The sequence below is a fragment of the Neobacillus sp. genome, from assembly GCF_031988165.1.
GTDB classification, from domain to species: domain Bacteria; phylum Bacillota; class Bacilli; order Bacillales; family Cytobacillaceae; genus Neobacillus; species Neobacillus rhizosphaerae.
Window position 1 is genome coordinate 24774 of sequence record NZ_DALZYO010000027.1, and the last position, 19760, is coordinate 44533.

Sequence of the window (19760 nt, forward strand, 5' to 3'; positions counted from 1 at the left end):
TACTAACGTTTTATCATCTAGTCAATACCTATTTCTTTATGTATAATAAAAATATCAAAGCAAATGAACTGGGTTTTTACAATGGAGAATATCAATCGAATAATCGAACGGCTCGACTTAGATAGAAGCTTAGAGTTGACTGAAATTCCAAACATAGATTTATACATGGATCAAGTGATTCAACTATTTGAAAATAAATATTCTGAATCAAAGCGAAATGACGAGGAAAAGGTTCTTACGAAGACGATGATCAATAACTATGCCAAAGGAAAGTTGATTTTTCCGATTCAGAATAAAAAGTATTCAAAAGAGCATCTGATCTTGATGAGTTTGATTTATCAGCTGAAAGGGGCATTATCAATCAATGATATTAAAGTCACGCTAGATGGGATGAATAAACGGATCATAAAAGAAGAAATAGATTTGGATTCCTTCTACACTAGCTATCTGAAATTAACCAGCCAGAATGTTGCTGATTTTAAAAAGGATATCGACACAAGAATGAAGGATGTTAATGAAGAAATCACCGCAAACCAAGAGGAGAGTTCTGCCTATCTAGAGCAGGTGCTCATGATTTCATCACTCATCCATATGAGCAATTTATATCGAAGAGTGGCTGAAAAGCTAGTCGATGATATTGTCGTTGAAAAAGAAGTCAAGCGCCCAAAATAGTCTTTTAGACTCCCCTAAAAAATGGATTCACATCTTATAGCTTGTTTTTAATGAAACTCTGACTTCCTTGGAAGGAAATGAGCATAATGAAGTAGAATTAAGATTCATATATACTAAGAATAGTTTGAGAAATGGCAAAAAATCGCTAATACTGAAAGCTGAGAGTATTGCGCTTAAGAAAATAGAACGGGAGTGGCTAAAAATGGGACAAACGATTGAAATGTTTGTAATTGCAGCAAGGGACGGAAACCGGGCGAAAAGCTTTTATGAAAACCTTTTTAATTGGAAAATAACTGACGTGGGTCCATTACTGAAAATTTCTGATGCGGGACTAAACGGTCACATTCTCAAATGGCCGCATAGAGATCATCCGACACATGTCAGCATTTATGTGAATGTGGACAACATTCAGGAATGTTTGGCGAAAGTCGAGGAAATGGGTGGGAGTGTCATCCTACCGGAAATGGCAGTTCCAACTGGTGGCTCGATTGCTCAATTCGTCGATCCAGATGGGAATATCGTTGGGGCTTATAGAGGTAGCAAGCACAAAAACAGTCAGAGTATGGATAATATTGCTGTAAATCATATTAGTTTTTTCGAAATTGCTGCCAGGGAAGGAAGTCGTTCACAGAAGTTTTATCAGACCGTCTTCAATTGGAGGATTACCGACGATGGACCGGTCATGAGTATATCTGGAGAGGACGCTGGGTTAAATGGTCTTATTTATAATTGGACACGCGAGGAACCTACCTATCTGACCCTTTATATTAAAGTGGCTGACATTTCAGCTTGTTTAGAAAAAGTAAGCCAACTGGGTGGGAAAGTTATCGTACCAGAAACGGCAATCCCCGATTTCGGTACATTTGCGCAATTCTTAGACCTCGATGGAAATGTGATTGGAATCTATAATGGGTAAAAATGGATAACTAAAAATCTGGCACCTATTCAAATAGGTGCCGAACGGGTTCACTTGTGAGGTGCAAAATAGTAAATCGCAAGGAAAATCTCAACATTAATCACAAAATATTCACCAAGGGATTCGTAGTATATTTCACATAAAGAATGACTCGGAGTTTTTCTCTAAGCCATTCATGTTATTCTTCAATTTTTTGCTAACGTACCCATTTAGTTAAAGATGAATGACCAATGATCTTTGCTACTTTATCGCGATGTGTATTTCAATTTCCCCATTAGGGTAATATTTCTCATAATCATATGAATAAGCTCGTTTTAATGTACCTGATTCTTCTTGATCCCATATCTTACACCAAGTATTAAATATACCTTGTTCTTCGCCTGTATCCACTTTGAAGATTTCGTATTTCTCGTAATCTGGTATCTCTATTACTGGTTCCTCACCATTATCATCAATAGCTACGCTTAATGAATAATCCCCTTTATAGTTACTATCATATTCATGATAAACACCGTATGTATTGTTTTCATGTTTAGCTAGACGATTAGAAGCATCCTTCCACATTTCTGTGATTTTTTGCATCACACGATCATCACTAAAATTATTCGTTCTAATGCTGTTAATGGTTGTTAATTTCATCAATATTCATCCTTTCTGTCTATCCTTATTTAAAAGATTCAACATAAATATCCAATTCCCTTTAAAGGTGTTATGCCACAATCCGGCATTCCTCGTAAATTATTTCTAACATAGCTTTCGCAGTTCCTTTACCTTGGTTAGTTCAATAAAGAATTCAACAAAAAAGTGCGTTAATCCTTCCTGGATTAACGCTACCCGTTACTTTAAGTATAATATTTCAAAAAGTTAAAATTTCTTTTTTGATAGGCTAATTACTCTTTACTCAAACAAAATCCGCTTATAATCATAAGTTTAGTGCCTCGCATCTAAAGTAATTTTATCTCTTTTATTTGTTCAATGTGTCGCTGTTCATGCAAAAATATCTGTTCAATCCATTGATCAAGAGGTAATTCACCAAAAACAGGATGTTTCACTGATTTTTCCGCCAATATGGATTTATCTTCTATAGTACTAAGAAAAGTCAGCAATTTTTTTCTCGAATCATTTAACAAATCAATTATTTGCTGAACTTCAAATGGTTCTACATCTGGTTCAACGATATTTGGAGCTTTAAGCTTTTTCGTTCTATCCAATAATATAAGGTGAACTTTTTTGCGTTCTTTTTGAGTACTATCAATCTCTTTTAATCCCCATGCAATAGCCTTTATAGATGCCTCTTCCACTAAAACTAAGTGATGGCAAACTTGTGCTATACTCCACTTATTCATATCAGGCTTACTATTAAATTGAGCATCACTTAATAAAGTAATCTCCTTTATTAGGATATTTCTCGTTTCATACAGATTATCATTTACTAATTTATTCATGAGATTTCCCCCTTCACCAGAAAGTGCATACTTAGATTCCTATTCTGTATATATTCTCTACGATGAAAAGTATTCTCCTGAGTTTTCCTTCACTACGCGATTTTCATTCATATTATACCTGTTAATATTTTTTATCAAGTGCTTCTTTTAAATGGTTTTGTTCATTTGTTCACAAATGAAGGGTCTAGATAAGAGTCCCAGCCACCAAAAGTGCAATCGGAAATAGGCTGACGAACAGAATCCTCGTTAAATTAACTTGACCATATAAAACAACTGTTCCGATTTGTTCGTCCCAGGTGGATTTTCCATTTTTTTTAAGATCAAAATAAGAAAAATAAAAGCAAATGAAATTAATAATGGGAACTCCAAACCCCATACCAGCAGCATTAACAAAAATACTTCTCTTGAGTGCGGTGAGAAAATCAATTGGTTCTCCGTTAACCGTTCTAAGTCTTGTATTAAGAATGGCCTTTCCTAACGTATTACCAAAAATTGAAAGAATGACGGCCTCGACTAAAATATAGAGAATAAGGCTAAACATAAAAATAAAGATTTCTGAAGATTCTAGAATGAATTTAGGAGAGAAGATGGATACAAAGGTGATTAGGAAAAGTGAAAATAGCGAGAGATCGAAAAACCTGGCAAGGTATCGTACAGCGGGTCTTCCATTGGGATAAGTATCCTTTTTTATTTCTTCCCAATCAATAGCATAATTCTTTGGAACTTGTTCCTCCGGCTCGGTTTTGGGAATAACGCCGTAAAATAGGTCAAGCGTTTTGGCCATTTGCCAGCATTGCATGTTTTTTGTCCAAATAAATGTGTCAGCGGATAATATTCCTTGTTCAAACAATTTTTTTAGCTCAAACAATCCCACTGGTCCCTGTTGGTGATGATTCCGAATATAAAACCAAGCATATCCTTCTAATGGTTCCATTAAATCGCCTCCCAATCAGGTAAATTATACCACATGGGATATTAGAGTTTTTTGATCGATTAGGTTAATTTTGACAAGTTTCTGACACTTTTAAACCCTTGGATAAATTTTTCAAAAAGAATAATACTAACAAATGTTCGGAGGTGGAAATGATGGAACAGGAATTTGAAAAAATTTACGAACAATATAAGCAGCAAAGTGAGCAACAGGACCAACTGGAAGCGAACCAAACGAATCATGATGGAAAAGAAGAGTTTGTAGGAGTCAGGAAAAATAACGATGGGGATCTTATTGCTTTTAAAACAAATACCGGGCGGGAATTGGATTATATAACGGCCTTAGAGGAAGCGAAGGCGGGGAAGATTGCTCATATCGATGTTTTTCACAAATACGGGAGAGATATTATTCGAAGTGAACCAGACGGGATAAAGGAAAATAATCTTGATCAATTGCCGGAATTTTAGGTGAAAAAAATGAAGGAAAAACGAGAGCTTTACTCCTAAAAGGAGTAGGGCTTTTATTTTTTTATAGAGGAGATAATCATTTTCTAGTGAATATATTCATTTAAGCATTGTAAGGGGGAGTTCTATGAATTGGATAAAAAGGGCGGCAATAGAACAATAGAAATAAATAGGTGTCAGGCACCAACATTGTTGGTGCCTGACACCTTTAATCATGGTTGCAGGTGGATAAGTTCAAAATTATTAATTTTTTCCTCATAGTTTAGAGTCACACCAATTTCGTCCCAGCCATTAAGCAGCATTTGTTTAGGGTAGGGAGCGATATCGAATTTTACTTCAAAGCCCTCATGATCATAAACTACTTGTTCCTCAAGGTTGACTGTTAATGTATAACCTTCAGATTCAGCTTTTTCTATGATTGCTTGAACTTGTTCCTCACTCGCCTGAATCGCGAGGATGCCATTTTTTACGCAGTTGTTTTTAAAAATATCAGCATAGCTTGGGGCGATAATGACCTTGAAGCCAAAATCCTGAACAGCCCAGGGAGCATGTTCACGAGAGGAGCCGCAGCCAAAGTTTTCGCCGGCTACTAAAATGGATGCGTCTTTATATTTTGCATCATTCAAAGGGAAATCTGGACGCGGATTTCCATTGTCATCAAAACGCCAATGATAAAATAAAAATTGTCCAAAGCCGCTGCGCTCGATTCGCTTAAGGAATTGCTTCGGAATAATTTGGTCTGTGTCGACATTGGTCCGATTTAAGGGACAAACAAGGCCTTTGTGAGTACGTAGCGGTTCCATAATTTAACCAACCTCCTGTGCAGTGAACTGTCGGACATCAACAAAATGACCGGCAACCGCAGCAGCAGCTGCCATTTCAGGACTGACAAGATGTGTTCGTGCTCCGTTTCCTTGGCGCCCTTCAAAATTGCGGTTCGAAGTGGAGGCGCAGCGATCTCCTGGTGATAAAATATCATCATTCATCGCCAAGCACATACTGCATCCGGCTTCACGCCATTCAAAGCCAGCATCTTTAAAGACCTCATCAAGTCCTTCTTTTTCTGCAACAAGCTTGATGCTAAACGAACCAGGAACGACGATGGCGGTAACAGCAGGACTAACTTTCCGGCCACGAATAACCTCAGCTGCTTTACGTAAGTCGCTTAAGCGTGAATTTGTGCAGGAACCGATGAATACATGGTCTATTTTCACACTTGAAATGGGTTGACCCGCTTCAAGGCCCATGTATTCAAGTGCTCGGGTGATTTCGTCCTTCTTGCTGGTTTTCACTGCTTCGGTTGGACTTGGAACATTTGCGGTAATCGGAATACACATACCTGGATTTGTGCCCCAGGTAACCTGCGGCTCGACTTCGGCGGCTTCTATCTCAACGACCGCATCATAGGTCGCACCTTCATCAGTGGCAAGTTCCCTCCATTTGGCAACCGCTTCCTCGAACGCTTCACCTTGAGGGACATGTCGCCTTCCCCGTAAGTATTCAAAAGTGGTTTCATCGGGTGTAATGAGTCCTGCTCTAGCGCCAGCCTCAATTGACATGTTACAAACCGTCATCCGTTCTTCCATTGAGAGGGCACGAATTGCTGCACCTGTATATTCCATCACATAGCCGGTTCCAAACTGGACACCATATTTCCCAATAATCGCCAGAATTAAGTCTTTCGCTGTTACGCCCGTCCCAAGCTCACCATTGACTTTTACGTTAAGTGTTTTTGGTGGTGCTTGCCAAAGCGTTTGTGTGGCAAGGACATGTTCGACTTCGCTCGTACCAATTCCAAAAGCGAGAGCACCGAACGCCCCATGTGTCGACGTATGACTGTCACCGCAAACAATAGTTTTTCCGGGCTGGGTGAGACCAAGTTCCGGACCAATTACATGGACAATCCCGTTATCAGGGTGATGAATGTCAGCAAGTGTAATGCCAAATTCCTGACAATTATGTTTTAATGTATCCATTTGAGTCTTAGAGACTTGGTCCTTGATAATATGGCGTTCACGTGTAGGAACATTATGATCCATCGTCGCAAAGGTGAGATTCGGTTGACGAACGGTGCGCCCGTTCATTCGTAAGCCTTCAAATGCCTGAGGAGAGGTCACTTCGTGAACGAGATGCAAATCAATATAAAGTAAATCGGGCTTTCCTTGTTCATGCTGGACAACATGCTGCTCCCAAATTTTTTGGATAATCGTTTTTGGTGTTTGCATAGCTTCCTTCCTCACGTTAATAGATTTATCAGAGAGGGTATAGTGGCCCCCTGTGTGTCCTCTAAGTATTAATTCATGCTACTGTCGTAAAACTCCGCCTTACTATCGGATAACTTCACCTTACTGTCGAATAACTTCACCTTACTAGCGAATCCCCCACTTTAATATGGGAAAACCGCCAGGTCTCATTCAGCCTAGCGGGTGCCCACACTCAAAAATAACAGCTTGCGATACACTTCGAAGCATTTTGTGATTTAATATAATCGACAATGAGTTTGGTCATTTCAAAGGTACCAACAAGGCGTCCATCTGCAACTTGGAGGTCCGCTGTATGGAAGCCCGCATCTAGTACGGATTGAACAGCATCTTCAATCACTTTCGCTTCGTCATCTAATTTGAATGAATATCTGAGCATAAGGGCAGTGGATAAAATCATCGCGACTGGATTGGCGACTCCTTTTCCGGCGATGTCTGGTGCTGAGCCGTGAACAGGTTCGTAAAGCCCAACCCCATCCTCTCGCAAGCTTGCAGAAGGGAGCATGCCAAGCGATCCAGTTAAAACGGAAGCTTCGTCGCTTAAGATGTCTCCGAATAGATTCTCAGTAACGATGACATCGAACTGGGTAGGGTTCGTGATCAATTTCATTGCGGCAGCATCGACTAAAACATGTTCAACGGCCACGTCTGGATACTGGGCTTTTTTCTCTTCGACAATTTCGCGCCATAGCTTGCTAGACTCAAGCACGTTAGCTTTATCAACCGATGTAAGTAGTCCGCGCCGCTGTTGGGCTGCTTGAAAGGCCTTATCTACGATTCTTTCAATCTCTGAACGGGAATAGGAAAGAGTATCTACCACAGCGTTTCCGTTGTCACGTCGTTCACTTGGTGTTCCAAAATAAAGTCCCCCTGTTAATTCGCGTACAATAAGGAGGTCGCTTCCTGATACCACTTCTTCCTTTAGAGGTGAGGCATGGAGAAGGTTCTTAAAGCCTTTGATGGGCCTTAAATTGGCATATAAATCAAGAGCTTTCCGAATTCCAAGTAATCCTCTTTCAGGGCGTAAATGGGAGGGATTGTTATCCCATTTTGGTCCACCAACGGCACCAAGCAATACAGCATCGGCTTGAGCGCATGCTTCCACAGTCGTTTCTGGCAGGGGAGTGCCGTACTGGTCTATGGCTGCTCCTCCGATTTCATGGGTGTCGAAGCTAAAAGAGTGATTAAATTCTTCAGCAATTGCACGTAACACATCTTTTGCAGAGTCAATAACTTCCTTGCCAATACCATCACCGGGAAGCAGGACAATTCTTTTTTTCATCGAAGCAACCTCCTCATTTTTTTAGTTTAGATTTATAACATTGCCGTTTCTTTTAGGACGGCATTATGGGTGAAAAATACGCGATTGACGGCGTTCAAAAAGGATTTTGCAGAAGCCTCCAACACATCCTGCGCGGAGCCGCGGCCGCTTACAGGGCTTCCGTTCACGGTCATTTTGACATGGACCTCAGCAAGAGCATCCCGTCCCTGGCCTATTGAGCTTAATCTAAAATCAGTCAGATGAATTTCTTCTTTAATCAGAGCTTCTAATGTGTTCATTAGTGCCTCGACACTTCCTGAACCAGTGCGGGCTGTTTCGGCCCGAATTCCTTCAGGAGTAGTGAGGGCAACGGTTGCAGTAGGAAGATTAGCTGAACCGTACTGCACTTGAAAAGCTACCAGCTCATATTTCTTTATATCAACAACCGCTGTTTGTATATCGGTTAAAATCGTAAACAAATCCTCGTCGGTTACTTCCTTTTTTCGATCAGTTAATTGTTTAAAAGAAGTGAACGCTTCGCCAAGCTTTTCCGGCGATAAGTGAAATCCCATCTGTTCGATTTTATCTTTGAACGCATGGCGTCCGGAATGTTTGCCAAGTACCAAATCATTGGATTTGACCCCAACTAATTCAGGAGTAATAATCTCATAAGTTAACGTATTTTTTAACACACCGTCTTGATGAATACCAGATTCATGGGCAAAGGCATTTTTTCCAACCACTGCTTTATTGGGTGGAACCAGCATTCCAGTAAAACGGCTGACAAGATCACTTGTTCGTTTGATTTCTTTTAAAACAAGATTATTTGTAAAATTATACTTATCTTTACGAATATTAAGTGCAACTGCAATTTCTTCTAATGATGCGTTTCCGGCACGTTCGCCGATTCCATTAATTGTGCCCTCCACTTGGGTGACACCGTTTTCGATGGCTGCGAGTGAATTGGCAACAGCCATGCCTAAGTCATCATGGCAATGACAGGATAAAGCGGCCTTATGAATATTTGGGACGTTTTCCCGGACGTAGCGGAACATTCGACCATATTCTTCAGGTGTTGTATAACCGACCGTATCTGGTAGATTGATGACGGTTGCCCCGGCATCAATCACTTTCGTAATGATTCGAACGAGAAAATCAAGATCAGACCGGGAAGCATCCTCTGCAGACCATTCGACGTGCGGGAATCTTTTTCTCGCGTAAGAAACCATGTCTATAGCTGTTTGGGTGACTTCCTCTGGTGATTTCAATAGTTTATATTGCATATGGATAGGGGAGGTTGCCAGGAAAACATGTAATCTTGGTTCTGCTGCATCTTTTAAAGCATCCCACGCAATGTCGATGTCCGATTTCGTTGCCCGTGCCAGTCCTGTGATGGAAGAATTTTTGATTGTCTGGGCAATCGCTCTGACTGCTTCGAAATCTCCTTGGGAGGAAGCCGGGAAACCGGCCTCCATAATGTCCACACCAAACCGCTCAAGCTGTCTGGCAATTTCTAATTTTTCCAGCTGGTTTAAATTCACACCAGGGGACTGCTCACCATCACGTAAGGTTGTATCAAAGATGTTAACGTGAACCATGAACCACCACTTCCTTCTTTGCATTTACTGGTTTTTTAATAAATGGCATTAGGGCGCGAAGCTCACGGCCAACTTTTTCGATTGGATGGTTGTTTTCACTGCGGTTAATCGCGTTAAACTGCGGGCGGTTTGCTTGGTTTTCTAAGATCCAGCCTTTAGCAAATACTCCAGTTTGAATATCTTTTAAAATATCCTTCATCCGTGCTTTTGTATCATCGTTCACAACACGCGGTCCCGAAACGAAATCTCCCCACTGGGCTGTATCAGAAATCGAGTAACGCATGTTTTCTAAGCCACCCTCGTATAACAGGTCAACGATTAATTTCAATTCATGTAAACACTCGAAGTAGGCAACTTCAGGCTGATAGCCAGCTTCAACAAGTGTTTCGAAGCCTGCTTTGATCAGGGCAGTAGTACCGCCGCAAAGAACAGCCTGTTCCCCGAAAAGATCTGTTTCCGTTTCTTCTTGGAAAGAAGTTTCTAGAACACCGGCCCGAGCTGCGCCGATCCCTTTTGCATAGGCTAGAGCAACATCGCGTGCCTGGCCAGTGTAATCTTGGTAAACGGCATAGAGGGCAGGAACTCCGGCACCTTCTGTATAGGTGCGACGCACTAAATGTCCTGGTCCTTTAGGTGCAACAAGAAAAACATCAACATCCGCAGGCGGGACGATTTGGTTAAAATGAACGTTGAAGCCATGGGCAAAAACAAGGGCATTACCTGCTTCCAGGTTTGGTTTGATGCTTTCTTCATACACCTTCGGCTGCATTTCGTCTGGAAGAAGAACCATTACAACGTCTGCAGTCGCGGTTGCCTCTGCAACTGAGCGAACATCAACACCATCTTCAACCGCTTTATCCCATGATTTTCCTCCGCGTAATCCAACCACAACATCAAAGCCGCTTTCCTTTAAATTAAGAGCATGTGCATGACCTTGTGAGCCATAACCAATTACTGCGATTTTTTTTCCTTGTAAAACTTCCTCTTGAATATCTCCGTTATAAAGTACTTTTACCATTATGAATCATCCTTTCAGGAATAGTATTATTTTAATAGAGAATAAGTAGCTAGTTCGTTAACTTGTGGCTGGTACCCACGTAAGAAGGCGGTCAACCCTGTTCTGGCAATCTCTTTAATGCCGTATGGACGAAGCAGTTCAATTAAGGCATCGATTTTATCAGGGCGGCCTGTGATTTGAACTGCTAAACTTTCTTTACTTACGTCAATAATCAAGGCGCGAAATGGATCAATGATGCCGTTAATTTCGCTGCGGAGCTGTGAGCTGCTCGCTACTTTGATGAGCGCCAGCTCTCTGACAACAATCGCTTTATCGGTAATATCGGACACTTTTAACACATCAATTTGCTTGTTTAATTGTTTCGTAACCTGTTCAAGACGTTGCTCATCTTCAATTTCTACGACAAGGGTCATTTTTGAAATACCCTCAGTTTCAGTAGGTCCCACTGAAATACTTTCAATGTTAAATTGCCGTCTTTGCAATAGACCAGTGACACGATTAAGGACACCGCTTCGATCTTGAACGGTTAAAGTTATAATTCGTTTCATGAAGGTTTCACCCCAATCATTTCATGCAACCCTTTTCCAGGGGCAATCATTGGATACACTTTTTCCTGCTGGAAGACGCGGCAATCGAGTAAAACCGGACCGTCATAGGTGAAAACTTCTGGTAGGACAGCGATAAGGTCTTCTTGGTTATCAACTTTAATTCCACGAATGGAATAGCTTTCGGCCAGTTTTACAAAATCAGGCTGCGTATGGAGAAGGGATTCGGAAATACGATTATCGTATAATAGCTCTTGCCACTGGCGAACCATTCCGAGTGCGCCGTTATTGACGATGATGATTTTAACAGGCAAGTTTCGTTCATAAATGACAGATAGCTCTTGAAGTGTCATTTGGAAGCCACCATCACCAACAATAGCTACGACTGTACTTTCCGGCGATGCAATTTGCGCCCCAATCGCCGCCGGGAAGCCAAAACCCATTGTGCCCAGCCCTCCTGACGTAATCCAACGATGTGGCTGCTTGAAGGTGTAATACTGGGCGGCCCACATTTGATGCTGACCGACATCTGTCGCGACAATTGCATTACCATTGGTTACCTTATGAACGGCTTCGATGAGCCATTGAGGACTCATCCCGGCTGGGTTATGTTTATACCAAAGCGGGTAGTCGTGTTTAAAGTAATTCAGTCTTTCGAGCCATGCGTCATGTGTGGGAGATTCTGCAGTCTGATCATTTAGCTCAATTAATGCAACTTTAGCGTCTGCGACAATTGGAATTTGTGTGGCGACATTTTTACCAATTTCTGCTGGATCAATATCAATGTGAGCTACTTTGGCATGTGGTGCAAAGTGTTTTAGGTTGCCTGTAAGTCTGTCATCGAAACGTGCCCCGAAATTGATTAATAAATCACATTCGTATAAAGCCATATTTGCGGCATAGGTTCCGTGCATGCCGGCCATTCCTAAGGAGAGAGAACTGTCTCCTGGGAATGTTCCAAGTCCAAGCAGGGTGGTCACGACTGGAAGTTTGTGCTTTTCGGCAAAGGCTGTTAATTCAGCAGATGCCTGGCTGTGAAGAACTCCTGCACCAGCAAGGACGACAGGTTTGTTAGCTTTTTGAATCACATCTGCCAGTTTTTTGATTTGTAACGGATTGGGCTTAATGGTTGGTTGGTAGCCCGGCAAATGAATGCTCGCTTCTTCAGGCTCGCCGGCTAAAACTTCAGATGATATATCTTTCGGAATATCGACCAAGACTGGTCCCGGCCTGCCAGTAGAAGCAATGTGAAAGGCTTCCTTCACGATTCTTGGCAAGTCAGCAATGGATTGCACTTGATAATTATGTTTGGTGATTGGTGTTGTAATGGCCATGACGTCCGCTTCTTGGAAGGCATCTGTTCCGATGACAGTACGTGCAACCTGCCCGGTGAATACCACGAGCGGCAAGGAGTCCATCATGGCGTCGGTAATTCCGGTAACCAAGTTGGTCGCACCCGGACCGGAAGTAGCAATGACTACCCCAGGTTTTCCGGTAATTCGGGCATATCCTTCCGCTGCGTGAATCATTCCCTGCTCATGACGGAAGAGGACATGGTTAATGGTACCTCGAGCCCGATAAATCGCATCGTAAATTGGTAGGACAGCGCCTCCCGGGTAACCAAAAATTGTATCGACCTCTGCTTTTTTTAATAAATCGATGAGAAGGTCTGCACCTGTTTTTGGTGCGGTACTGGGTTGGTATTCCAGCTTTGCTTCTACTTTCACGTCGTAATCCCTCCTTGTGGATGATTGAATATTTGAAAAACTAAGCGTGTGACTGTGCCTAATAAAACATGAGTGAGTAACCAGGTTATTGGCGATTGAATTTGTTCATATCCGGTTGAAATCTGTTCGTATCGGACCAGAATTTGTTCATATCCAACTGAAATCTGTTTGTATCCCCCAAAAATATGTCGATAGCTCTCATTCAAAGTAAAAAAGGCCTTTTCGTCTCCGAATAAACTGCTGTCTACATACAACAAAGCAGAATAATCGGGGAGAAAAGACCTTCTTTTTCTCGGTACCACCCGGTTTTACAGTATCCTTACAAATACTGCCTTATGAAGCGACAACTAAATCTAATAACGCTTCTTTTGGTAACAGGTGATCTTCGTTCGACCACCTGGCTCAGCCTACTAAGTAAAAACCGTTCAGCTCAACACTCAGGGATGATGTCGGAGTAAGTTGTATTACTGGGCTTCCAGCAACCCCAGCTCTCTGAAAATACAGTTTCTTATTCCTTTATTCCCGTCATCGATTTATTGCTATTTTTTTGTCAGTGATTTTCCTGTCTAACGTTTAGTACCTTAACTTCTTAGGAAGGGGAGGGGTACTAGTGAATCCCTGATTGAACATAACGTACCATCGGTGAGCAAACGAGCCTTATCTGAGAGTAATCCAACCTCTATCCGAGAGAAAAACAGCCTTCTCCGAATAATGAACGATAAAGCTACCTATATTTTCATAACCCCGCCAGTATTAGCGGAAGTAACAAGCTTTGCATATTTTGCTAGATAGCCAGATTTAATTTTTGGTTCTGGTTTCACCCACGAGTGGCGTCTCTTAGCCAATTCTTCCTCATCTACAAGAAGTTCGATAGAGCGGCCCTCAAGATCAATTAAGATCTTGTCACCATTTTGAACAAAAGCGATTGGTCCGCCTTCTGCTGCTTCCGGTGAAATATGCCCGACGGAAATGCCCCGGCTTGCTCCAGAGAAGCGACCGTCTGTAATGAGGGCAACTTCCTTGTCTAAACCGCGACCCGCAATGGCTGATGTCGGAGCGAGCATTTCTGGCATTCCCGGACCGCCTTTTGGACCCTCATAGCGAATGACAACCACATGTCCTGATTGAACAACACCATTATTAATATGTTCCTGAGCTTCTTCTTGAGATTCAAAAACAATTGCTTCCCCAAGGAATGTTTTAATGGATGGATCAACAGCACCAACCTTGATGACACCGCCATCGGGAGCTAGGTTTCCGTATAGGATGGATAATCCACCCACCGGGCTGTACGGATTTTCTTTCGGGCGAATCACCCTTTCATTAAGGATTGTTGCATTCTTCACATTTTCAGCTAGCGTTTTTCCGGTAATCGACAGGCAATCCTGATGCAAGGCCCCCTCAATTTTACAAAGCTCATTTAAAATGGCACTAACCCCGCCAGCTTGATGGATATCTGCCATCGAATAATCAGATGCTGGCATAATTTTTGATAGATAAGGTACTTTTTCAGCTATTTTGTTAATATCACGTAAATCGTATTCAATCCCGGCTTCATGGGCAATCGCAAGTGTATGGAGAACGGTATTGGTTGAACCGCCCATCGCCATATCGAGTGCAAAGGCATTATCGATTGCTTCTCTAGTAATGATGTCCCTAGGGCGAATATCCTGCTTTACTAATTCCATTAAGTGTTTGGCAGCTTGTCGAATTAGCTCATGTCTTTCTTCAGAAGTAGCAACAATCGTTCCGTTTCCGGGAACCGTCATTCCTAACACTTCCATAAGACAGTTCATTGAATTAGCGGTAAACATACCAGAGCAGGAACCGCAAGTAGGGCAGGCACTCGTTTCAATGTCAAGTAATTCCTGCTGGGTCATCGAACCTTTGTGGTAGGCGCCTACACCCTCGAATACCGAAGTGAGGGAAAGGTTTTTCCCAGTCGAGGAAACACCTGCTTCCATTGGACCACCCGAGACAAATACGGATGGAACATTAGTCCTTGCGGCTGCCATTAACATTCCGGGTGTAATCTTGTCGCAGTTTGGAATGTAAAAAACACCATCGAACCAATGGGCATTGATGACCGTTTCGGCACTATCAGCAATAATCTCACGACTTGGCAGGGAATAACGCATGCCAATATGCCCCATTGCTATGCCATCATCAACACCAATTGTATTAAATTCAAATGGGATGCCACCGGCTTCACGGATGGCTTCTTTGACAATCTCACCGAAATGATTAAGGTGTTTATGTCCAGGGATAATTTCAATAAACGAGTTACAAACACCGATAAACGGCTTTTCTAAATCTTTAACGGTTACCCCGGTTGCGTATAATAAGCTGCGGTGGGGTGCACGATCAATCCCCTTTTTAATCATATCGCTGCGCATTTTGAGCGCCTCCTAACTGACTACAGCATGGTTTGTTTTTGAAGAGTAACAAGCCACTCCGTCACTTGTAACGATGTTTCTGAATTCTTCTAAAAGGATATTTGTAATGGCTCCAGGTTTTCCATCGCGAATGACGCGGCCATCCACATCAACAACCGCAATTACTTCTACAGCAGTGCCGGTTAAGAATACTTCATCGGCCACATATACATCATGTCTTGTAAAAGGAGATTCTCTGACTTCATAGCCCTTGGCTCTTGCGACATCAATGATGGCGTTGCGGGTAATGCCTTCTAATGCTCCTAAATAAACAGGAGGAGTATAAACGACACCATTTTTTACAATGAAAATATTGTCAGCGGAACCTTCTGTCACATAGCCTTGGTCATTCAGCATTAAAGCTTCCTCAACCCCAGCCTGATTGGCTTCTAGCTTAACAAGGATATTATTTAAATAATTGAGCGATTTGATTTGCGGGCTGAGAACATCCGGGCGATTCCTGCGGCTAGCAACAGAGGCGATTTTAATGCCCCGTTCGTAAAACTCCTTAGGATACATGGTTAATTCTTCTGCAATAATGATGACATTTGGTTTTGAGCAGGAGGAAGGGTCTAGGCCGAGATTTCCTTTGCCACGTGAAACAACGACACGAATATAGGCGCTTTCCAGCTGATTTTTTCTAATAGTTTCAACGATTAATTGCGTCATTTCCTCCTGTGAGTATGGAATCTTCAGCATGATGGATTGAGCTGATTCAAATAGTCTTTTTAGGTGAGCGTCGAGCCTAAAGACATTTCCACTGTAAACACGAATGCCTTCAAATACTCCATCGCCATATAAAAAACCATGATCAAAAACTGATACAACAGCATCCTCTTTCTTGACGAAATTGCCGCCAAGGAAAATCCATTGACTTCCCAACCTAACCACTCCTCTTTAATGATAAACCGCTTTAAATGATTAAACATTGATTTTAAAAAGAATTGCCTTGCCCCATCCCGCGTTAAAGGCGGTGATGACCAAAGACAGTGTTTACTAAAATATTCTCGGAATTTATAACATTGAACTTCGAGAATTGTCCAGCTCCATCGCCCAGCAACTAGTGAACGGGCGCTTGCGCTTTTCTTAGATGATTATTTTCGATAATCATACAACCAATCGAAGACATGGTCAATATAAAAATCAGATAATTCAAATTAGTCAAAATAATTGGTAGCGTTTTCATACTTGCTATGATAGGGAAAAGGAGGGGAGAATTTTTTTGAAAAATTTTTCTATTAAGTTCATTTGAGGCGAATTATGGAGAATAGAATCGGAGGTAATAAAGTGAAAATGTTGGAAAGTGTGGTTATTTCTATCTTATTACACAGAAGAGACACATGAGGAGGAACGCGATTTTATCTATTCTATTTTTGCAAGATATTCATACACCTCCCTTAAATGGTGAAAAAAAGGATTTTCTCCAAATAAGGGATTGACTACCGAATTTAAATAGAATGGTTATTGTGCTTTTAGCTTTTGTTCAGCCTTTATTAATTCGGGGTAGCCGTAACTACCATGTTCGCTCATATCAAGACCGATCATTTCTTCCTCTTCTGTGACACGCAATCCATTCATTGCTTTTTTCATAACTGATAGAAGAATGTAGGAGACAAAAAAGGCGAAAGCTGCACAGGTGATCACGCCCAGTGCTTGAACGCCAAGTTGGTGGAAACCGCCTCCATAAAATAAACCTGGCTTTCCTACTGTTGCTAATTCTTTTGTTGCAAAGAGGCCAGTTGATAAGGTTCCCCAAACTCCTGCCGTTCCATGGACAGAGAGAGCCACGATGGGATCATCAATTTTTCTTTTTTCAAAAAAGCGAATGCTGTAAAAGACAAGAATTCCTGCGATAAACCCGATAAGGACAGCAGCCCAAGTGTCAACAAATGCACAGGAAGCTGTAATTGCGACCAAACCAGCGAGCGCACCGTTTAACATCATTAGTACATCGGCCTTACCCAATACCAGCCAAGAAATAATCATGGCTGCAACAGTCCCAGCTGCCGCTGCCAAATTTGTATTAATGGCAACAAAACCGAAAAATGCTTTGTCAACCGATAACGTACTGCCAGCGTTGAAGCCAAACCATCCTACCCATAGAAGTAATACGCTTAAGGCAGTAAATACTTGGTTGTGACCGGCGAGATTATTGGTGGATCCATCTTTATTAAACTTGCCAATACGAGGTTTTAATAGAATCGTAGCTGCTAGTGCTGCCATTGCGCCCGTTAAGTGAACAACCGTCGAACCGGCAAAATCCTGTTTCCCATGTTCAGCTAACCAGCCGCCACCCCAAATCCAGTGGGCAATTGGAGGATAGACAATAACGGAGAAAAGGACCGCAAATATAAGGTAGGCACTTAATTTAGCACGTTCAGCAAAACCGCCAAAGGCAATCGTTAATGAAATCCCAGCAAAGGCTAATTGAAATAAAAAGAAGACCGCACCGGATAGTGGTAGACCATCGATGTCATAGCCTGAATAAAAGAAATGGGAAAACCCGATGAATGGATTACCTTTGCCGAAAATTAAGCCATAGCCTACTGCCCAAAAAACGAGGGAGCCAATTCCAAAGGTAAGGATCGTTTTTCCTGCAATATGTCCTGCGTTCTTCATTCTGGTTGAGCCGGTTTCAAGAAGGATGAACCCTCCAATCATTAAAATAACGAGTACCGCAGCTACCATTACCCAAAGACTATTCATTAAGAATATCGTATTCATTTTCTCCTCCTTTTAATGTGATGTTAATTTTTATAACCTTCGATGTAGTTGTATTTTTACATGAATAAGAAACGGTTTCTATAAACCTGTAAGATAATCTAACGTGGTTTTTATGGAGAAAAAAATTCCTCTGGCTTCTAGCTGGATTAGAGGTAAAGAAAAGCCTCATTCCTTATAAAAGGAACGAGGCTGTAAAAATACGTGTTAATTTTTTCGTAACCCAAACTGAGCGTTAAGCTGTCCTTGAATCATTTTTCTGCGCATTTCATCTTGGTTTTGTTTCTTTTGTTCACGAATCATTTCTTTTCTAATCTCATGTGTTTGAATGCCATCTTCAATTTTATTGGCGATTTTCATCAATAACTCTACATCAGAGAAGGAATATTTCCGGCTGCCTCCGCCGGTTCTTTCTGGGAAAATCAACTTCCGTTCTTCATAGTAGCGTATTTGTCTCTCCGATAGACCAGTCAGGTCCCTGACAACCCCAATTGTAATTACCTTCTTATCTTTATAAGACAAATCGTTTCCCATGATTGACTCACCACTCACTCTTGTTTACTGTAGTATATTAAAAAAAATCGATATTACAACTATTTATGTTAGATTTTCTGACACGAAATCGACGGATTACTGTGTAAAACCTAAAGAACCAAAGTGTGGAGAAAAACAAAAAGTATTCTGTGATGTCTTTATGGAAAGTAAGAAAAATAGCAAGAATGTTCTGGACAAGAGTAACGTATGATATATTAAGGTGTTTTAAGCAGTAAACTATACTTATTAATAGTAAAATATTGAACGAAAATCCAAATAAAGGTATAATATTATCTATATTCAAAATATTTTTAATATTTTTAATTAATATAATAAAATATAATGGAGGTTAAAAATGAAGAAATTAAAAATGATTTCTCTAGTTTTATCAGTAGCATTTCTCTTTATTCTTTCTGCCTGTGGAACGAGTAAAACAAATGGCGACGGTGAAAAGAAAACTTTGAGGGTGGTAACAGATGCAGCCTATGCCCCCCTTGAATATCAGGACAAAGGGGAGATTGTTGGTTTTGACATTGATTTCATTAAGGCTGTAGCAAAGGAAGCTGGATATAAGATTAAGGTAGAGCATGTTGGCTGGGATCCAATTTTTGTTGAAATTAAAGGAAAAACTGCAGATGCAGCCATTTCTTCGATCACCATAGATTCTAAACGGCAACAAACCTATGATTTTTCCATTCCATACTTTTTATCTAAAAATGAAATTCTAGTTCCAAAAGGTAGCTCAATTAAAAGTGCAAAAGATTTAGAGGGAAAAAAGATTGCCGTTCAAAATGGTACGACAGGCCAGGAAGTTGTTGAGAAACTGTTTGGTGAAAATAACGATAAACTAAAAAAGTTTGAAAATAACAATCTAGCTATTTTAGAATTGAAAAAAGGCGGAGTTGATGCTGTTGTTGCGGATAACACAGTTATCGAGACCTATGTGAAAAATAATCCGAATGACAATTTAGTTTTCATCGAAGACGATGCAACCTTTAACAAAGAATTCTACGGAATTTTGTTACCTAAGGGTAGTAAGTTAAAGGCAGAACTTGACAAGGCAGTGAACAGAGTGTTGGACAATGGAACTTATGAAAAACTTTATGAGAAATGGTTTAAAACAAAGCCTGATATAAAAATTTTAAAAGATCAACAAAAGTAATAGAGAATAGAGGAAGCGACCGTTTAGCGACGCTAAACCTGTTGTTGGGTGCTGCAGCTGGACAGTATTC

General features: G+C 41.2%; 18 protein-coding genes. 4 read left to right on the forward strand and 14 right to left on the reverse strand.

Annotation, left to right across the window (positions count from 1 at the left end; translation table 11 throughout):
* The first annotated feature begins 81 nt into the window (after positions 1–81).
* Positions 82–672, forward strand: a complete 591-nt coding sequence (locus tag RTR43_RS16480; protein ID WP_312473316.1) for a DUF1836 domain-containing protein — start codon at positions 82–84, stop codon at positions 670–672.
* A 202-nt stretch (positions 673–874) separates the two neighbouring features.
* Positions 875–1588: a VOC family protein gene (locus tag RTR43_RS16485; RefSeq protein WP_312473317.1), complete on the forward strand. Its 714-nt coding sequence runs from the start codon at positions 875–877 to the stop codon at positions 1586–1588.
* A gap of 240 nt (positions 1589–1828) precedes the next feature.
* Here RTR43_RS16485 and RTR43_RS16490 read toward each other — a convergent pair whose 3' ends face one another.
* From RTR43_RS16490 to RTR43_RS16500, 3 genes are all read right to left on the reverse strand, one after another.
* The gene (locus RTR43_RS16490; RefSeq protein ID WP_312473318.1) at positions 1829–2227 is read right to left on the reverse strand and encodes a GyrI-like domain-containing protein; all 399 of its coding nucleotides are present in this window, start codon (positions 2225–2227) and stop codon (positions 1829–1831) included.
* Between the two features lie 305 nt (positions 2228–2532).
* A complete protein-coding gene (locus RTR43_RS16495; protein ID WP_312473319.1) occupies positions 2533–3033 on the reverse strand; it encodes a DinB family protein in 501 nt (166 codons plus the stop codon).
* 184 nt (positions 3034–3217) lie between these two features.
* On the reverse strand, positions 3218–3967 hold the full coding sequence (locus RTR43_RS16500) for an RDD family protein (protein WP_312473320.1): 750 nt from the start codon (positions 3965–3967) through the stop codon (positions 3218–3220).
* A gap of 149 nt (positions 3968–4116) precedes the next feature.
* On the opposite strand from RTR43_RS16500, the gene RTR43_RS16505 reads away from it, so the two are divergent.
* Positions 4117–4431: a DUF3892 domain-containing protein gene (locus RTR43_RS16505; RefSeq protein ID WP_312473321.1), complete on the forward strand. Its 315-nt coding sequence runs from the start codon at positions 4117–4119 to the stop codon at positions 4429–4431.
* 209 nt (positions 4432–4640) lie between these two features.
* Here the strand turns inward: RTR43_RS16505 and leuD are convergent, their stop codons facing one another.
* The 11 genes from leuD to RTR43_RS16560 all read right to left on the reverse strand — a co-directional run bounded on the left by leuD (position 4641) and on the right by RTR43_RS16560 (position 18528).
* Complete coding sequence (leuD, locus tag RTR43_RS16510) at positions 4641–5231, reverse strand: 3-isopropylmalate dehydratase small subunit (RefSeq protein WP_312473322.1); 591 nt, start codon at positions 5229–5231, stop codon at positions 4641–4643.
* 3 nt (positions 5232–5234) lie between these two features.
* The gene (gene leuC, locus RTR43_RS16515; RefSeq protein ID WP_312473323.1) at positions 5235–6653 is read right to left on the reverse strand and encodes a 3-isopropylmalate dehydratase large subunit; all 1419 of its coding nucleotides are present in this window, start codon (positions 6651–6653) and stop codon (positions 5235–5237) included.
* Positions 6654–6864: 211 nt separating this feature from the next.
* Positions 6865–7971: a 3-isopropylmalate dehydrogenase gene (leuB, locus tag RTR43_RS16520; protein ID WP_312473324.1), complete on the reverse strand. Its 1107-nt coding sequence runs from the start codon at positions 7969–7971 to the stop codon at positions 6865–6867.
* Positions 7972–8003: 32 nt separating this feature from the next.
* On the reverse strand, positions 8004–9548 hold the full coding sequence (locus RTR43_RS16525) for a 2-isopropylmalate synthase (protein WP_312473325.1): 1545 nt from the start codon (positions 9546–9548) through the stop codon (positions 8004–8006).
* Positions 9535–10566 carry a ketol-acid reductoisomerase gene (gene ilvC / locus RTR43_RS16530; RefSeq protein WP_312473326.1) on the reverse strand — a complete coding sequence of 344 codons (1032 nt, stop codon included), beginning with the start codon at positions 10564–10566 and terminating at the stop codon, positions 9535–9537. Before ilvC ends, RTR43_RS16525 begins: the two co-directional genes overlap by 14 nt.
* A 26-nt stretch (positions 10567–10592) precedes the next feature.
* Positions 10593–11114 carry an acetolactate synthase small subunit gene (gene ilvN, locus RTR43_RS16535; RefSeq protein ID WP_312473327.1) on the reverse strand — a complete coding sequence of 174 codons (522 nt, stop codon included), beginning with the start codon at positions 11112–11114 and terminating at the stop codon, positions 10593–10595.
* Entirely contained in the window at positions 11111–12838 is a 1728-nt protein-coding gene (gene ilvB, locus RTR43_RS16540; RefSeq protein WP_312473328.1) for a biosynthetic-type acetolactate synthase large subunit, read from the reverse strand. Before ilvB ends, ilvN begins: the two co-directional genes overlap by 4 nt.
* A gap of 728 nt (positions 12839–13566) precedes the next feature.
* Positions 13567–15234: a dihydroxy-acid dehydratase gene (gene ilvD, locus RTR43_RS16545; protein ID WP_312473329.1), complete on the reverse strand. Its 1668-nt coding sequence runs from the start codon at positions 15232–15234 to the stop codon at positions 13567–13569.
* A gap of 12 nt (positions 15235–15246) precedes the next feature.
* Entirely contained in the window at positions 15247–16155 is a 909-nt protein-coding gene (gene ilvE / locus RTR43_RS16550; RefSeq protein WP_312473330.1) for a branched-chain-amino-acid transaminase, read from the reverse strand.
* 579 nt (positions 16156–16734) lie between these two features.
* Complete coding sequence (locus RTR43_RS16555; RefSeq protein ID WP_312473331.1) at positions 16735–17997, reverse strand: ammonium transporter; 1263 nt, start codon at positions 17995–17997, stop codon at positions 16735–16737.
* A 204-nt stretch (positions 17998–18201) separates the two neighbouring features.
* The gene (locus tag RTR43_RS16560) at positions 18202–18528 is read right to left on the reverse strand and encodes a MerR family transcriptional regulator (RefSeq protein ID WP_312473332.1); all 327 of its coding nucleotides are present in this window, start codon (positions 18526–18528) and stop codon (positions 18202–18204) included.
* Positions 18529–18883: 355 nt separating this feature from the next.
* Here RTR43_RS16560 and RTR43_RS16565 point away from each other — a divergent pair, with 355 nt between their 5' ends.
* Positions 18884–19690: a basic amino acid ABC transporter substrate-binding protein gene (locus RTR43_RS16565; RefSeq protein WP_312473333.1), complete on the forward strand. Its 807-nt coding sequence runs from the start codon at positions 18884–18886 to the stop codon at positions 19688–19690.
* Positions 19691–19760 lie beyond the last annotated feature (70 nt).

What these genes read in the sequence shown, in the direction of transcription:
- RTR43_RS16560 (WP_312473332.1), bottom strand. Translation starts at nt 18,528, where the DNA reads ATGGGAAACGATTTGTCTTATAAAGATAAGAAGGTAATTACAATTGGG.
- leuD (WP_312473322.1), bottom strand. Translation starts at nt 5,231, where the DNA reads ATGGAACCGCTACGTACTCACAAAGGCCTTGTTTGTCCCTTAAATCGG.
- ilvN (WP_312473327.1), bottom strand. Translation starts at nt 11,114, where the DNA reads ATGAAACGAATTATAACTTTAACCGTTCAAGATCGAAGCGGTGTCCTT.
- ilvC (WP_312473326.1), bottom strand. Translation starts at nt 10,566, where the DNA reads ATGGTAAAAGTACTTTATAACGGAGATATTCAAGAGGAAGTTTTACAA.
- leuB (WP_312473324.1), bottom strand. Translation starts at nt 7,971, where the DNA reads ATGAAAAAAAGAATTGTCCTGCTTCCCGGTGATGGTATTGGCAAGGAA.
- RTR43_RS16485 (WP_312473317.1), top strand. Translation starts at nt 875, where the DNA reads ATGGGACAAACGATTGAAATGTTTGTAATTGCAGCAAGGGACGGAAAC.
- RTR43_RS16490 (WP_312473318.1), bottom strand. Translation starts at nt 2,227, where the DNA reads ATGAAATTAACAACCATTAACAGCATTAGAACGAATAATTTTAGTGAT.
- leuC (WP_312473323.1), bottom strand. Translation starts at nt 6,653, where the DNA reads ATGCAAACACCAAAAACGATTATCCAAAAAATTTGGGAGCAGCATGTT.
- ilvD (WP_312473329.1), bottom strand. Translation starts at nt 15,234, where the DNA reads ATGCGCAGCGATATGATTAAAAAGGGGATTGATCGTGCACCCCACCGC.
- RTR43_RS16480 (WP_312473316.1), top strand. Translation starts at nt 82, where the DNA reads ATGGAGAATATCAATCGAATAATCGAACGGCTCGACTTAGATAGAAGC.
- RTR43_RS16525 (WP_312473325.1), bottom strand. Translation starts at nt 9,548, where the DNA reads ATGGTTCACGTTAACATCTTTGATACAACCTTACGTGATGGTGAGCAG.
- RTR43_RS16565 (WP_312473333.1), top strand. Translation starts at nt 18,884, where the DNA reads ATGAAGAAATTAAAAATGATTTCTCTAGTTTTATCAGTAGCATTTCTC.
- RTR43_RS16495 (WP_312473319.1), bottom strand. Translation starts at nt 3,033, where the DNA reads ATGAATAAATTAGTAAATGATAATCTGTATGAAACGAGAAATATCCTA.
- RTR43_RS16555 (WP_312473331.1), bottom strand. Translation starts at nt 17,997, where the DNA reads ATGAATACGATATTCTTAATGAATAGTCTTTGGGTAATGGTAGCTGCG.
- RTR43_RS16505 (WP_312473321.1), top strand. Translation starts at nt 4,117, where the DNA reads ATGATGGAACAGGAATTTGAAAAAATTTACGAACAATATAAGCAGCAA.
- RTR43_RS16500 (WP_312473320.1), bottom strand. Translation starts at nt 3,967, where the DNA reads ATGGAACCATTAGAAGGATATGCTTGGTTTTATATTCGGAATCATCAC.